Annotated in this window: 9 protein-coding genes; 3 read left to right on the top strand and 6 right to left on the bottom strand. The window is 72.0% G+C overall.

The annotated features are described in order from the left end of the window. Positions 1–180 precede the first annotated feature (180 nt). The gene (locus BX285_RS38800; RefSeq protein WP_259470905.1) at positions 181–765 is read left to right on the top strand and encodes a hypothetical protein; all 585 of its coding nucleotides are present in this window, start codon (positions 181–183) and stop codon (positions 763–765) included. Between the two features lie 263 nt (positions 766–1,028). On the opposite strand, the gene BX285_RS31415 is transcribed toward BX285_RS38800, so the two are convergent. The 3 genes from BX285_RS31415 to BX285_RS37585 all read right to left on the bottom strand — a co-directional run bounded on the left by BX285_RS31415 (position 1,029) and on the right by BX285_RS37585 (position 4,375). Next, the gene (locus BX285_RS31415) at positions 1,029–1,307 is read right to left on the bottom strand and encodes a helicase associated domain-containing protein (protein WP_121179112.1); all 279 of its coding nucleotides are present in this window, start codon (positions 1,305–1,307) and stop codon (positions 1,029–1,031) included. Positions 1,308–1,443: 136 nt separating this feature from the next. After that, complete coding sequence (locus tag BX285_RS31410; protein WP_121179111.1) at positions 1,444–3,018, bottom strand: phospholipase A2; 1,575 nt, start codon at positions 3,016–3,018, stop codon at positions 1,444–1,446. Positions 3,019–3,091: 73 nt separating this feature from the next. Next, positions 3,092–4,375 carry an RICIN domain-containing protein gene (locus BX285_RS37585; RefSeq protein WP_183107291.1) on the bottom strand — a complete coding sequence of 428 codons (1,284 nt, stop codon included), beginning with the start codon at positions 4,373–4,375 and terminating at the stop codon, positions 3,092–3,094. Between the two features lie 174 nt (positions 4,376–4,549). Here BX285_RS37585 and BX285_RS31395 point away from each other — a divergent pair, with 174 nt between their 5' ends. Beyond that, the gene (locus BX285_RS31395; RefSeq protein ID WP_121179108.1) at positions 4,550–6,085 is read left to right on the top strand and encodes a ricin-type beta-trefoil lectin domain protein; all 1,536 of its coding nucleotides are present in this window, start codon (positions 4,550–4,552) and stop codon (positions 6,083–6,085) included. Between the two features lie 985 nt (positions 6,086–7,070). On the opposite strand, the gene BX285_RS31390 is transcribed toward BX285_RS31395, so the two are convergent. From BX285_RS31390 to BX285_RS31380, 3 genes are all read right to left on the bottom strand, one after another. Further along, positions 7,071–11,726: a caspase, EACC1-associated type gene (locus tag BX285_RS31390; RefSeq protein ID WP_121179107.1), complete on the bottom strand. Its 4,656-nt coding sequence runs from the start codon at positions 11,724–11,726 to the stop codon at positions 7,071–7,073. 6 nt (positions 11,727–11,732) lie between these two features. Beyond that, complete coding sequence (locus tag BX285_RS31385) at positions 11,733–12,113, bottom strand: effector-associated constant component EACC1 (protein WP_183107290.1); 381 nt, start codon at positions 12,111–12,113, stop codon at positions 11,733–11,735. Between the two features lie 318 nt (positions 12,114–12,431). Continuing rightward, a complete protein-coding gene (locus BX285_RS31380) occupies positions 12,432–12,920 on the bottom strand; it encodes a helicase associated domain-containing protein (protein ID WP_183107289.1) in 489 nt (162 codons plus the stop codon). 339 nt (positions 12,921–13,259) lie between these two features. On the opposite strand from BX285_RS31380, the gene BX285_RS36945 reads away from it, so the two are divergent. Beyond that, positions 13,260–13,568, top strand: coding sequence for a hypothetical protein (locus BX285_RS36945; RefSeq protein WP_147465257.1), 309 nt, complete (start codon positions 13,260–13,262; stop codon positions 13,566–13,568). Positions 13,569–14,769: the final 1,201 nt, after the last annotated feature.

Genomic DNA, 14,769 nt, shown 5'->3' with positions numbered 1-14,769 from the left:
TCCGCGCTGGCAGGCCGGCAGCAGGCCGTCGCGGACCTGTCCGCCGACTGCTGGCGAGGCCGGTGGTGCAGGGAGGTCCGCGACGACAACGACGGCGACGGCTGGCGCGAATACGACGACGCGCTGCCCATCGTCGCGACCACCCTGGAGCTACTGGCCATCCACGGGCCGCTCGGCCCGGTGCGGTGGCGCTTCGGCCGCTCGGGCCGGCACTCCCTCATCGAGGCGCTGGAGAACCCGAACAACCGGGCCGCCTACGACCTGCGCCAAGCCGCCCGCGAGGACGAGGAGCACAAGGCACACCAGGAGCCGATGGACTCCCTGGTCTGCATCGACTGCGGCGACGTTCCCGAGGAGGAGACCACCTGGGTGTACGGCAGCCGCCAGTGGACCCGCCGTCCCGGCGGCCGCTGCTGGACCTGCCACCAGGACCGCGAGGAACGCCTGGAACGAGAGGCCGAAGAACAACTGGAGGCCGGCCCGCACGGCCAACGCCGCGCTGCGCCCGTGCTGGACGTGCCGGGGCTCGATCGGGGGGGGAAGGAAGGATCGAAGCTGGAGCTGCGGGAGAAGGCCCGGCCGGACCGGTTGGAGTGCCCGCACTGCGAAAGCGACCGGGAGGACAAGGAGCTGGGGCCGCTGGTGCTGCCCGCCCCGACCAGGCGCGAGCTGTTGGCCGCCCGCGTCTCCGCTCCGGCCGATCCGTGGTGGAAGGATCGGGTGCGACACGCTGAGCTTTACCCGGTGAAGAACCGCGCCGCGTGAGCGCTGATGCCCCGGAGGCTGTCGCGGGGGTTGTCGCGACCCCCTGTCGCGCGGGGTGCTGTCGTGTGCTGTGACCTGCGCGGATGGGTGCTTACCCCCATGTGTGGTCTGGGCGCGACAGCTGCGCGCGAGAGGCTCCGAGCGCAACGCGGGGTGCAACGCGAGATTCCGCGTTGCACCCCTGAACTGGGCCTTCACCTCACCCAGGCAGCGGCCGGGCCGCGTTGCAGCGGGCGCGTGGCACCGCCGGTCCGGCGCCCGCCCTACGCCCAGCGCATCCCGAGCTCGGTGAGTCGCGCGGCGCGGGCGGCGGGGATGTCGCCGCAGTGGCTGCGACTGTTGGTGATGAACAGGCCCAGGCCGACCTCCACGGTGGTGCCGTCCGGCAGAGCCAGCGTCTCCTTGTGCTTGCGGGGGACGTTCAGGTGCCCCTCCCGTGCCCGGAACTGGGCGGCGGTGGCGAGGTTCCGCTGCTCCTTCTCCGCGTGGCTCACCTCGGGGCCGGCCGCTGCAGGGGCGCTGACCGCCGAGCGGAAGGCCACTCATTCGGGGTTCTCCGGGCTTGGTGGGCGGCGGATGCCGGGAGCGTACGGCGGTTGGCCGCCAGCCCCAAGGGGGTGGCGGCCAACCGGTGGGGCGTGGGGTGGTGGAAGCCCGTCGCCGGGGCTGCGGGTCAGCTCAGCGGCGAATGCCGGGCCACCCCAGGATTCCCTTGGCCACTTCCTTGGGGTTGGGGAGGAGATCGGCGGGGTTGGCGGGGTTGGTGATCGTCTCGACGATGGGCTCCCCGACCTTGACCCCGTAGTAGAAGGTCTGAGCGGCTGCCTTGCAGGCGGTGAAGTCGAAGGGCGTCCGGAGGGTGGGCTGGCGTCCCTGCTCAACGCAGACGTTGTTCGCGTCCTGGAGAAGGATCTCGTCGATGCGTGCCTTTCCGTTCGGGTTGGAGCGGAACTCCTTCTCACCGTGCAGGTCCCGGTAGTTGCGGTACCCGAAGTCGTGCCGGATGCATGCGGCTGTGAAGTCGTAGCCGTCGACGGTGTTCCTGGCGGGGAAGTTGCATGCGTTGGTCGTCCAACGGAACTCGTACCGGTCCGGCAAGACGTTGTGCTGTGCGTCGAGTGTCCGGTTCCAGTCTGCGGTCGCCTCCGGGCCGAGTTGGGTGAGACTGTCCAGTCGGGCGATCTTCTCCGCACGGTTAGCCGGTACCGCGACCGGAGCGCCGAGAAGCTTCCACGTGTTCTTGCTGTCCCAGGTGTAGCGGTACAGGCCGGTTCCGTCGGGAGAGATGCCGTAGAGCTGGCCTCCGGAGGTGGCGAAGCCGGTCCCGGGATGGCCGATCCAGTTCCACCTGCCGTTGCCGTCGTGCTTGACGATGTCACCGGTGCCGGGGTTGACGGCGAAGAGGGTGTCGGCGGCGATGATGTACTCGGTTCGCTGGTTGCGGACGTTGGTCCACTCACTGGCCTTGCCGTCCCTGCCGTTCCACCTCCAGATACCGGAGCGGTCGGGGGACAGACCGAAGAGGGACTCGTCGGTCACGGCGAACTCGGCACCGGGCTGGCCGATGACGCTCCACTCGTTCGGGCTGCCGAGGTAGTGGGCGATGGTGCCGGAGTCGCGGTCAGTGGCGAACAGCGGGCTGTCGGTCAGCAGGCCCTGTGCGCCGCCCCGCTGCTTCTCGGCGTTCTTCAGGGCCTTGGTCTTGCCGGTGTAGGTGTAGAGGTGGGCGGCGGGGCCGCCGACCTTGCGCCACTCGTCCTTCTTTCCGGTGTATTGCCACACGCCGGAGCGGTCCGCCGGAATCTTGTAGAGGTGCTTGTCCGTGGCGGCGAGGTCGGCGACGGGGCCGCTGATGCGGGTCCAGTCATCGGGCTTGCCGTTGTAGCGCCACACGTCGCCGCTGGCCGGGTTCGTGGCGTACACGGTGTCCACGCCGGCGTAGATGGTCTTCGCGGGCTGGCCGATCTTCCGCCAGCCGTCCCGGTCCGCGCTCCACTGGTACACCCCCGAACCGTCCTTGGGGAGGACGTAGACGCCGTCGCTGCTCGCGACGGCCTTGCCCATGATCACGGTCGTGGCCGTGTCCTTCCGGGCGGGCTTGCCGCGGGTGGCGGCGTTGGCGCTCACGCTGATGGCGAGGACGGCGGCGACGATCAGCGCGATCATCCTCAGCAGGCGCACGGCCCTGCCCCGCCCGGGGCGGGGCAGGGAGCCGTCGGTACCAGTCGTGAAGTCGGGGTCGGGGTGGGTCATGTTGTGCTCCTCGGTGCGTGGTTGCGGGCAGGACGGGTCAGCCGGGTTGCGGCGAAGGCGTGTCGACGGCGGGTCAGGCGAGGGTCCACCAGTGGTCGTCGCCGGGCTCCGGGTGGCAGGGGTAGACGCCCAGGCGAAGACCCGGGGCGGAGTCGGCGTGTCCGGGAACGTCCAGGCACATCGGCGTGGGCGTGTCGGCGGACTTGGCGTTGACGAGCAGGAACGCGGTGCGTTCGGAGTTCCAGCGCTGGAGCCACAGGTGGTTGTCGGCGCTGCTGTAGTCGCAGGGGTAGAGGCCGACCTGCGCGTTGGCCGGGGCCCCGTAGTTCGGCGGGTCCACGCACAGCGTGGAGCCGGCCGGACGGAGGGCGAACCCGCTCGCGCCGCCGGTGCCGGGCACGAGGTCGACCTGCTGCAGATGCCCGGTGCCCGCGTCGCAGTGCTCCTGGACCACCGGGTGCCCCATGTTCGGCACACCGCCCGTCGGCACGTCGACGCACAGACCCGTCGCCACGTTCCGCAGCGTCCGGCGCGGCGGCGCGGCCGGAGCCGGGGCGGGCTCGGTGGCGGAGGGGGAGGGGCGGGCGTTGTCGCGTGCCGCAGGGGCGGTGGACGGTGCCGGTTCGGCCGTCGGCGCGGAGGGCGATGCGGGTGCGGGTGAGGAGGCCGGCGCGGACGACTGAGCCGGGGCCGGCAGGGACGGTACCGGGGCCGGCGCGGGTGTGACCGGGACCGGTACGGGCGCCGACGGCGCGGGAGGTACGGGCGGCGGGGGAACGGGGGTGTCGGTGATCTTCCGGTACCTGAGGGGGACGTACGAGCTCGTGGGATGGCCGCCGATCTCCGGGTCGCCGCGCCGCGCCGTCGCCGCAGAGGTCGGCGTGCGGCTGTTGCTCTCGGAGTAGTACCGAAACGTGTCCTTGGCCTTGTCCGTCCACCCGGCGAACAGGATCGCGTGCCCCTTCACGCCGCCGATGTCGAGCGCGTCTCCGGGTTGCAGCTGCTCCCAGGTGATCCTGTCGGCGACCGAGAACAGGCCCGTGGTGTCGTAGCTCTCCTTCAGCTGCCAGGCCATCGAGACGAATCCGGAGCAGTCCTGCCGGTACCCGCCGCCGGTCGCGCTGTCGCTCCACCAGCGCACCCAGCTGTAGCCCACCCGCTGCTCGGCCCAGTGCCGGGCGCGGGCCAGGACCTGGTCGCGGGTGACCGGGCCGCCCGGGGCGGCGCCCTTGCCGAGGGTGCCGGTGCTGGTGGGCCACTGAGAGTGGTCGCTGCTGTCCGCGTGGGCGGGCAGCACGCTCAGGCCGGCGGCGAGCGCCAGAACGGCGATCGCCGCGCCGTGCCATGGTCTGGTCATTGTGTGGGGTCCCGTCCGTCGTCGGTGAACCCGCTTGCCGGGCTTGCCGGAAGCGGTGGAACACCACGCTGGAACCTGATCTGATTGTCCGTCGGACCGCATCAGCCGGACCGCAGGTCAGCGCGCCGCAGGTTGCGAACACCGGCGAACATGCCGGATATCCGAGGGGGAGAGATGGGGAAGGCCGGCCGTCCGCCTGGTCCGCTGCGTGGCCGCACCGAGCAGGCCAACGCCCTCGCGCAGTTCCTGCGCGAGCTGACCGCCGAGAGCACCGTCAGCGACCTGGAGAAGCGCTACAGCCTGGCCAGGAGCACGTGGAGCGAGTACCGCTCCGGCCAGAAGATCATCCCATGGGACCGACTCACTAAAGTGGTCGAGCACCGCTTCGCCCACGACCCGCGCGCCCGGCAGCTCGCCACCAACAAAGCCCGGCGCCTGCATGCCGCCGCCACCTCCGCCCAGCCCCTTCTTACTCCGCCACCTTCCGCCCCGATACCCGCCGCCCCCACCCCGACCGAGCGACCTGCGGCGACCGAGGCAGGCTGCGCCGAACAAGCGGCGGACAATCCCCCCACCAGCACGGACACCACCTCGAACTTTGACGTCGCGTCCGCCCCGGAGCGCCCGGGCGAACCGACCGCAGCGCTTCCTGATGCCGTCCCGCCCAGGCCGGAAGACGCCGGAGCTCCCGAGCCCGCCGAGCCCCCGATGCGGCCCCCGATACCGCCGTCCTTCAGCACCGACCCCGTGGCCACGGCCTCCCTCCCCGCCGACGGGCCTCCGGCCCCGGCCCCGGCCCCGGCCCCCGCCACCGCCCGCAAGCGAACCGGCGCCGAGCGAACCGCCAGCGCCGGATCGTGGTGGACCCGCTGGCGCGCCCCGATCCAGTGGGCTCTGCTGGCCGCCCTGCTCGCCGCGGTCATCATCGCCAACCAGGCCCAGCGCCCCGGCGGCCAGCCCGCCGCCGAACCGTCGGCGCCCAGCACCGCCGACAGCGGGGGAACCCAACCTGCGAACGTGCCGCCCGACTCCGCGGCCCCCAGCAGCACCCCGGAGCAGCCGCCCACCAGCCCGGCACCCGAGCCGCCGGCGCCCGCCGCGTCCACCCCCGCCACCTCCCCCTCGGCCACAGCCGGCATCCCCGCGACCACCAGCTCCTCTCCCTCCCGCCCGGCCGCCACCCCCACCCAGCCAGCCGCCACACCTCTACCGCCCGCGCCTGCCCCTGCCCCGGGGGCGCCCGACGGACCGGCCCGCCGCTCGCTCCGCAACCTGGCGACGGGCCTGTGCGTCGACGTCCCGACGGGCGGCGCACCGAACATGGGACACCCGGTGGTCCAGGAGCGGTGCGGCGCGGGCGGAGAACACCTGCAGTACTTCGACCTCGTGCCCGCCGTCGGCAATGCGGGCCGGTTCGCGCTCCGCCCGGCGGGCTCCACGCTGTGCGTGGACCCGCCCGAGCACGGAGCCCCGGCTCCCTCACAGGTCGGCCTCTACCCCTGCGATCTCACCGACGGCGACAACCACCTGTGGCGCCTGCAGTGGAACGACACCAACGGCTTCCTGCTCGTCAACGTCAAGTCCGACGGCACACCCACGCCGATGTGCCTGGACGTCCCCGGACACGCCGACCCCACCCCCGGCCTGCGCCTGGGCGTCTACCCCTGCCACCCGGACCCCGGCGACGACCAGTGGTGGACCTTCACCTGAGAATCGGCCAGCCGCACATATCGGCGGCGCCGACACGTGCGGCTGCCAACCGACGACCAGCGGCCATGGTCCGCCTCACCGTGGCAGCCGACGGCACCGCCACCGACCCGTGCGAGCAGGCCGGCCAGGATGTTGTCGTGTGAGGTCTCGGGACTTTGTTGACAGCTTGGCCTCGGGACATCGTTGACGGTCTCAGGTGATGGGCGACAGCGCGTCAGAGTTTCGGTGCATGGATCTTGGCTCTGAAGTGGGTGACCGGGGTGCTCGGTTCTTGCGGAGGTGCACTACAAGGTCGGCGCCGTCGAGGGTGACGCGGACGTAAGTGTCCTCGACGTGGACGGTGACGAGCTCGCCGGCGTAGGTGCGGCCGACGCAGAGCCGCTGGCGGGCGATTGCCCCTGGCCCTGGGCGTCGTCGGAGCTCACCAGCTCCGTCTGTTCGGTCAGCGCAAGCCCGAGGAAGCCGAGACCGAGGGCAAGCGAAGGAAACGGGTCTAGCAGGAACGGGGCGGCCTCTCAGGACAGTGGAGTGCCCCGTCGGATCGCCGCGATCGATCGCGTCTGGCGGGCACCTGGCGGCGGATCAGAAGCCCCTAACGTCCGATCGTTACATCAGATACCCTACGGCCCGCCAAGTCCGAATGGAGTGGAACGATCACGGTCGGTTGTTATGCCTGCCAGCGTCTGCCGACCGCGATCGCCCCTCCACGCGGGCCTCACACCGAGAGAGGGAGGAGCTCACGCGCGTGCGTGATCGTAGAGGGAACAAACCCCAGTGGTACAGGGCCGAGCGGACCAGGACCTGGTGGCGCCGCACCCGCGGGCGCCGACGGTGGCTCAGCCGTCGTTTCGCCGGGGGCGCGGTCCAAGGAGCGGGCGCGCTCCTGGTGACGCTGCTGGGGCACCTGCTCGGCTAGCGCGCGCACCGTCGCCCACCTCGACGCCCAGTCGCGCGGTGGCGTAGCCGCAGGCCGTGGGCCGACCGCTCACCTACACGGCGGGCGGTACGGCGTGCCGGGGAAGTAGCGGTGCCACTGGTCGGCGGTGATGGTGCCGCCGGCCAGGTCGCAGAGGCGGGCGGTGACCCGGTCGATGTCGGGGTCGATGAGGTAAGCCCGGCCCTTCTCCCCGCTGTAGACGTCATTGGCCTTGCCGATGAGGAGAGTCTGCCCGTCGGGGCTGAACTCGGCGGTTTCGATGACACTGGGAAGGGTCAGCGCGCCTATCTCGGTGGCGGTGCGCGGATCCTCCACCCGCCACAGGTGGAACTGGCCGACGAGGGGATCGGTGCGCCGCAGCGCCTTGGCGAAGCTGACGAGCACACGTCCGTCGGGGCTGAACCCGATCGCGCCCGGCCGTTCGACGGTGAGTGCGTTGGTCTTGGTGGGGTGGTGGATGTCGGAGACGTCCCACAGGTCGATGGTCTTGTCGGTCGTCACCGCCAGGGTCCGTCCGTTGGGACTGAGCGTCAGGTCGTTCACGATGCCGTTGAGAAGTTCGGCGTGGTCGGGATGAGCGGGATCGTCGAGGTTCCACAGCTCGATGGACTTCGGGTTCCGGGACGTGCTGCCGGTGGCGACGGCGAGCAGGTCCGATGTGCTGCTCTCGAACGCGACGCCGTCACCGATCGGGAGTGAGGGCGAGGCGACGGGTCGGCTGGGATCGCTGAGGTCCCAGACGTCGATGGTCCGGCGGTCCAGCCGTTGGTCGATGGACACCAGTTTCCGCTTGTCGAGGAGGAGACGGCCGGGCGGCTGCGGGGACTGCACGGCGGACAGCGACTTCGCGGCGTTCGGGTCGCCGACGTCCCACAGGTGGATCAGCCCGTCGCTTCCGTCGAGAGCAAGGAGTCCGTCCGCCACGGCGACGTGGGCGTCCTCACGGGCCTCGCTGTGGAGGACGTACTCGGCGATCCCGTTGAGCGTGCTCCCCGGCACTGGGTGGTCGGGGTCGGTGATGTCCCAAAGCTGTGCCGGACCGCCCATGTTGTACGAGAGCAGGGTGCGCTCGTTGACCATCAGGACGTTCGGAGCCTTCAGCGTGCCGGCCGGGCTGACCTCGTAGGGCCCGTTGGTCCGCCACAGCCGGTACGTCTGCGCATGGTCGTCGTGGATGTGGGCGTCGGTGGCCCAGGCCAGGACGCGGCCCTCCGGGGAGAAGCCGCCGGCCGTGCGGGTGTTGGGCAGGGTGGAGTCGATCGGGGGGTACCAGTGCCGGATGTCCGGTTCGGCGCCTGCGCTGAACAGGGACCCGCGGTCGCCGATCTGGACCGAGGAGAGCATCCCGGGGGTGGGGAAGTCGGCCAGGACGGCCGGCTGGTGCGGGTCGGCGATATCGACGGTCTCGGCACGGCCCAGCTGGTAGCCGTCGTCGTTAGAGGCCCCGAGGGCCAGGGTCCGGCCGTCCGGGGAGAACACGACCGTCCCCACGAGCTGACCGGTCGCGATCTCCACGGGGTAGGTCGAGTAGGGCGGATCCGCGGTGTAGTTCGGTGTGGTGACCGGGTCGGGCCGGGCCGGGTCGGTGGTGTCCCACAGCCGCACGCCCTGGCTGGTGCTACCGACCGCGAGCAGCGGCCCGCGCGGGCTGAAGGTCAGTGAGAGGGCGTGGCTGTCGCCGAGCACCGCGGTGCGCGCGGGGTTGGCGAGGTCGGCGACGTTCCACAGCTCGGCCGCGTAGCTGCCGTCGGCCGCGTTGACGGCGAAGGCGAGAAGGCGCCCGTCCGAGCTGAACGCGACGCACTGGACCTGTCCGGTACCTGGGGGGATGGCACCCGCCCGGACCGGCTGTCGGGGGTCGGTGAGGTTCCACAGCTCGGACCGGTCCTGGTCGACGGCTGCCAGCGCGTGGCCGTCCGGGCTGAAGGCCAAGGAGCCGTGGGTGTTCGCCAAGGTGGCGACGGCAACGGGGTTTGCGGGGTCGGAGACGTCCCACAGTTGGACGGAGTCACCGGTGTTCACGGTGGCCAGGAGCCGACCGTCGCTGCTCAGCGCGAGCCCGGCGTCGTGGGTGTCGATCAGACCCACGGGCCGGGGCTGGCGGGAATCCGAGAGGTCCCAGAGCCGAACGGTGTGATCGCGACCAGCGCTGACCAGCAGGTGCCGTTCGGCGTTGACGGCGAGCTTCCGGACGGTATCGGTGTGTCCCTTGATCGGCGTGTAGTACGGGGCGAGCGCCGCGTTATAGACGCTGCTGCGCGCCTCCGGTGTGTCGGCGATGTGGCGTGCGGAGAGGGCGAGTTGGAGGGCGAGGGTGGGATCGGTCATCCGGAGGCGGTCGGCCGCCTCGGCAGCGACTTTGGAGGCCAGGAGGTCACGCTGTTCGCCGGCGACCTGGTTCTGCCAGACGGCCGCGCCCACGCCGGTGACGGCGACCATGAGCAGCACGGCGAGAGTGGCGGCCAGCACGCGCAGGCGGGTGGTGCGGCGGCGCGCTGCGCGCTGTTCGGCGGCCTGCCGGGCCAGGCTCGCCGTCACGAACTCCCGGGCCACCGGGACGGTGCCGTGCCGTTCGGCGGACTCCTCGATCCACTGGCGGGCGGCGGCGAGCCGCACCCCCCGGTAGAGCGCTCCCTCGTCGCGACCGTCCTGCTCCCATGCCTTCGCGGCGTCGTGGAGGCGTTGGCGGACCACCAGGCCGGCGCGATCCTCTCGGATCCAGTCGGCCAGCCGTTTCCAAGCGCGCAGCACGGCCTCGTGAACGAGTTCGGCATGGCCGTCGTCCACGACGACCAGCCGGGCCCGGACGAGCGCGTCGAGGGCTGCGTGGGCGGCCGGGGCGGTGTCGAGACCGAGGTCGACCAGCGGGGCGCGTCGACGGGTGTCCTCGGCACCGTCGACGACGTGCACCAGTTGCAGCAGGATCTGCTGGGCGGCCCGCTGCTCCTCGGGAGCGAGGGCTTGGTAGGTGTCCTCGGCGGTCTGCCGGACGGCGTGCCAGATGCCGCCCGATGCCTGGTAACCGGCCAGGGTGAGGACTCGGCCGGTGCGTTTCTGCCAGGTAGCCAGCAGGGCGTGCGACAGCAGGGGGAGCGCGGTCACGGTGTCGCGCCGCTCGTCGTTCCTGGTGCGGAGGTCCTGGAGGAGGAGAGCGACCAGGCCCTGTTCCACGCGCAGTCCGGCGAGACGGGCGGGCTTCTCGACGGCGTCGCGCAGTTCCTCCGGGAGCATCGGGCCGACCAGGACCTGGCTCGCCTTCAGCGCGGCGTGCAGGGCCGGGTAGGCCGCGCAGTGCCCGTAGAAGTCGGCGCGCAGCCCGAGCAGGACCACGGCCCGCGGGGGGCGGCCCCGCTCGGTGCGCGAGCAGAGCGCGGACAGCGCGCGGATGAACGCCTCCCGTTCCTGCTCGTCCTTGCAGGCGGTGAAGAGTTCCTCGAACTGGTCCACCACCAGGAGCAGGCGGGACCCGTCCGCGGGCGGGTCGGCGATCGACTCCGGGTGCACGGTCAGGGCGTCGAGGAGTGCTTCGCGGTGAGTGCCCGGTGCGCCGGGGAGCAGGTCGGCGAGGACGGCGGCGAGCCGGGAGAGCGGGTGCTCGCCCGGGGTGATTACCGCGCGGGGCCAGCGCCAGGCATCCTCGGCGCCGGGCAGCCCGCGGTCGAGGGTGGGCAGCAGGCCGGCGCGCAGCAGGGAGGACTTGCCGGCGCCGGAGGGGCCGACGAGCACGATCGGGCCGTCGAGCGACAGCTTGGCGGACACCCGAGCGACGAGTTCGGCGGTCAGCCGTTCCCGGCCGAAGAAGAACCGGGCGTCCTCCGGGCCGAACGGTGCCAGGCCCCGGTACGGACAGGTGTCCAGCTCGGGAGCGGCGCCGGGCTCCTCGTCCGGTCCGGCCGGCGGTGACGGCTCCGGCGGGGAGGTGTAGGCCGGGTTGGCGGTCAGCACCAGGTCGCCAGCCCGGCCTTCGGAGCGGCAGTACGGCTCGGGGAAGCCCCGACCGGGCAGCGCCCGGGCCAGGTGCCGGTGGATGTGGCCCAGCGTCAGCTGCGGCGGGCCGGCCGGGTCGCCCTCCCGCAGCAGACGTAGCAGTTCGCCGCTGAAGGCGGTGTAGCGGGAGCCGACTGGGGCCAGTGCGAGTTCCTCCGGGGCGGCCGAGGCCAGCAGGAACCCGCCGCCGGGGTACGAGGCCTCGAACAGGCCGGCCGCGCCGGCAACGGGGGCAGCCCGGCCGGAGTAGCAGCAGTCGAGGACGAGGACGATCGAGCGGGCCCGGGAGGAGAACAGGGCCTCGCGCAGCGCGGAGTACCGCAGGGCCCGGAAGGCCAGGCCGCGGGTCAGGTGGTCGGAAGTGCGGGTCGCCAGGTGGAGTTCGCCGTCCAGCCCGACCAGGCCGTGGCCGACGTAGTACACGAGAAGCACCGATTCGGCTGCTTCGGCGGTGGCCGTCAGCGCGTTGCCGAGGACGAGCGGGTCCTTGGGGTCGATCACGGTGCGCACGTGGTCGGGGGCGAGGCCGCAGCGGGCGACGAGCTCCTCGCTGATCGCGCGGACGGTCTCGGCGACCGCGGGGACGTCGGGCAGGACGGATCTGGGGACGTGGGTGCCGGTTCCGATGATCAGGGCCCGTGCGCCGGGGAGGCTCAGGGGTAGGTTGCCGGGGCCGGCCGGCGTCGCCCGGGGGCCTCCGGTGTCACTCGTCGGCACCGGGCGTTACTCGTCGCCGGGCGATGGGGCGGCGGCCGACTCTGATGGGCCGGCGAGCGAGGCTCCGACCTCGCGGGCGAGGGCGGCGAGGCCGTCCGGATCAAGGCCGTGGACGGCCGTCGCCCGCAGCTCGATCGAGCTGCCGTCCGAGCGCGTCACGTGGACGACCATGTCGCCGCTTCGCCGGCGGATCCACGCGATCAGAGCGCTGGTCAGGCCGGAAGCGACCCCACCGGCACCGAGGGCGACAGTGAGCACGTCCGCGAGGGTGCCCAGCGACCCGGGACGCGGAGCCGTTCCGACCGGTTCGACGCGCCCGCGCAGGGCAGGCTCGGCCCGCAGCCAGGCCAGCAGGGAGCCGACAGCGGTGGTGTCGGCGTCGTCCACGCGGATGAGCACCTTCTCGTCCAACATCCCCCCCCAAGTCGCCTCTCTTAGACGCACGTTGACCCAGAGTCAGGGCGTAAAGGGCTCCGGTCAAGCGGCCGGGGTAGGGAGGCTGCGTCGCGGTGGCGCACGGGGAGGCAGGGGTGGGTGGGACAGCGGATGGAACTTCGTCCGGCGCTGACCCTCAGCGGCCCCGGGATCCCCACACGCCCCCAACACAGGAAGGCCGCCACCCGCAGGTGACGGCCTCCCAGTGCTTTCTCAGGGCCCCGGCAACCTACCGCCGGCCAACGACACCAACCCGGCCGGGGCGGCCCGCTATGCCCACTCCACGCCCAGGGCGGCGAGCTGCCCGCGCTGCTCGTCGGTGAGCTTGTCCTGGCGGGCCTTCTGGTTGTTGACCCAGGCGCCCAGAGCCGTCCCGTCCTCGCGGTGGGACCTCGGCACCCGAGTATGCCCCTCCCGCTCGACGAACGCTGCGAACGCGGCCAGGCCCTGCTGGAACCGCTCCACCCTCGAGACCTTCGGCTTCGCCTCCGTGGCGGCCTTGGCGGCCACCAGCTCGGGGTCCTCGGCGATGCCGATCGCCGCGAGCAGGTCCTGCTGGTCGGCCTCCAGGCCGGGCCAGCCGCCGCGCTGCGCCTTCACCCACCGGCCGAGCTGCTCGCCCTCGAACACGGTGTCCTCGGGCAGCCGCGTCCAGTCGACCTGGCCGTCGGCCTCCAGCCACCACAACCTCGCCACGGCGTAGGTGCGCTGCCAGGTGATGGGCCAGGTGGGGCACCACCACGGGTCGATCTCTTCCACTGCCCGGCTATGGGGCAGCGGTGGGTGGGCGGTTCAGGGTGGTGACGGGGCTGGGGTTTTGCTGGTTAGTTGAGAGGTTCTCGTGTTCGGGTGGGGTAGGGCTGGTCTGGCGGTGGTGTGATCGCGTTGGCGTGGGGCTAGCGGGTCTGTGAGCTGTGGGTTTCGCGGGTGTGGTGACAGTGGTGCTGTTCCTTTGAGGGCTTTCTTGCTTGTGGCGGGTTCGGCGGTAGCCCCATAGGCGGGCGGCTTGCTGGCGGGTGTGGGCTGTGGGCAGGTGGCGGCTGAGATCTCGTTGAACCGGGGGTGATCTTCGCGGTCAGAGGGCGTCTAATAGCCGGGGTGGAAGAGACGAAGTCGTCGCAGGTCAGCTGGCGTCCTGTCAACGGGAGAGCCGAACTCACGTTGATCGTTGACACGCCTCGCGGTCCGTTCATGCGTCGAATACCTGATGCCCTGCCACTGCCAGCCGATGTCGAGCAGGGCCCTGGGGCCGAAATGGCCACGCACGCCGCCGCTACCTGGGGGCTGCCGGACTTCGTGTTCGTGCCCGCCCTTGCTCAGAAGGTTTCCGGCAGGCGTGAGTTGGGCGACCGGATCCTGATCGCGGGCCGGCGTGCGGCCGTGGTCCAGGTTAAGAGCCCCGCGTAGAAGCCGCGGACGCCCGGCGCCGGGCCGCACGGGCGAGCCACGGAGAGAAGTAGCTCATCCTCACCGTGGGGTGTGACCTGTTGGTTGTGGTGGGCGTGTTTTGGCCTTGGATGCCATATTGTCTGGACCTTTGGTCGGACCTGTTGGCGGTGTGGGTCGGGGTGGCTATGGTCCGGGTTTGGTGACTGTGTGTGGTGGCGGGGTGGGGTGGGGCTGGTCGGGGGGTGGGTTCGGTGGTGTGGGCTGTTTTCGGGGGTGAATTCTGCCGGATATTCCGCCTGGTTGTTTTGGCGGATTGGCCGCTGGGTGGTGGTGTGATTTCGGGTCGGAATTGCGGTGGCCGGGGTGATGGCGGGGACCGGTGTTCGGTTTGGTGGGGGGCGGGCTGTGTGCTTCTCGGTGGCCGCCGTGCGGGTCGCCGGCCTTGGCGGCTCCCCGCCTCCCCGGCGCCTGCCTGCCCGGCCGCTGCTGGGCTTGGCCGTCGTCCTGGTCGGCCGCCAGGCCGTCCCGCTGCGCCCGGCTCGGCCGCGCCGTCCCGCCGTCCGGGTCGGTCCGGATGCTGCTGGGCACCGCCGTTCCGGCTGGACGGCTGGGTGGCCGTCAGGCCGCCGTGGAGGCCGCTTTGGTGGCGGCTCGGGAGTAGTCGGCGGGTTGTCGCGCCTGCTGTCGCGTTGCCTGTCGCGGGGGGTGCTGTCGTGTGGTGTGACGTGGGCGGATACCCCTGTGCCCCTGTGTGTGGTCTGGGCGCGACAGGGTGGGTGCGACAGGGTGCCGGGGCGGGGCCGCGGCTGCTGCTCGGCGGTGGCCGTCGGGAAGGCCGGCCTTCCCGACGGCCTGGTCCTGATGGTGGCGCTCGGCGGCCGGGCGGCGGGTGCGAGGTGCAACGCGGGGTGCAACGCGGTGTTGCACCGAGGTGCAACACGGGGCCGTGTTGCGGGTCTGACCAGGCGTTATGCGGCCGGGGGCGGGTGGGCGTGTTGCACCGGGCTGCGCCGGTTGGCAGGCCTCGGCGGTTCACGCTGCCCGTGCTGCCCGTGCTGTGCCGCGCCATGCTGCTGCGCCCCCTTGGTCGGCCGCCAGGCCGTCCCGCTGCGCCGGGCTGTGCCGCGCCGTCCAAGCCCGTGCCCTGGAGGCCCTGGTGGCCGGTCCTGGCCGCCGTCCCGGCTGTCCCGGCCCCCTGGGGCTGCCCGGCCGGCTCCGG

This window comes from Streptomyces sp. 1114.5, assembly GCF_003635085.1.
In the GTDB taxonomy this organism is placed as follows: Bacteria; Actinomycetota; Actinomycetes; order Streptomycetales; family Streptomycetaceae; genus Kitasatospora.
Note: the sequence above shows the minus strand (reverse complement) of the source record. Positions and strands in the feature narration are given on the sequence as shown.

What these genes read in the sequence shown, in the direction of transcription:
- BX285_RS31410 (WP_121179111.1), bottom strand. Translation starts at nt 3,018, where the DNA reads ATGACCCACCCCGACCCCGACTTCACGACTGGTACCGACGGCTCCCTG.
- BX285_RS37585 (WP_183107291.1), bottom strand. Translation starts at nt 4,375, where the DNA reads ATGACCAGACCATGGCACGGCGCGGCGATCGCCGTTCTGGCGCTCGCC.
- BX285_RS31395 (WP_121179108.1), top strand. Translation starts at nt 4,550, where the DNA reads ATGGGGAAGGCCGGCCGTCCGCCTGGTCCGCTGCGTGGCCGCACCGAG.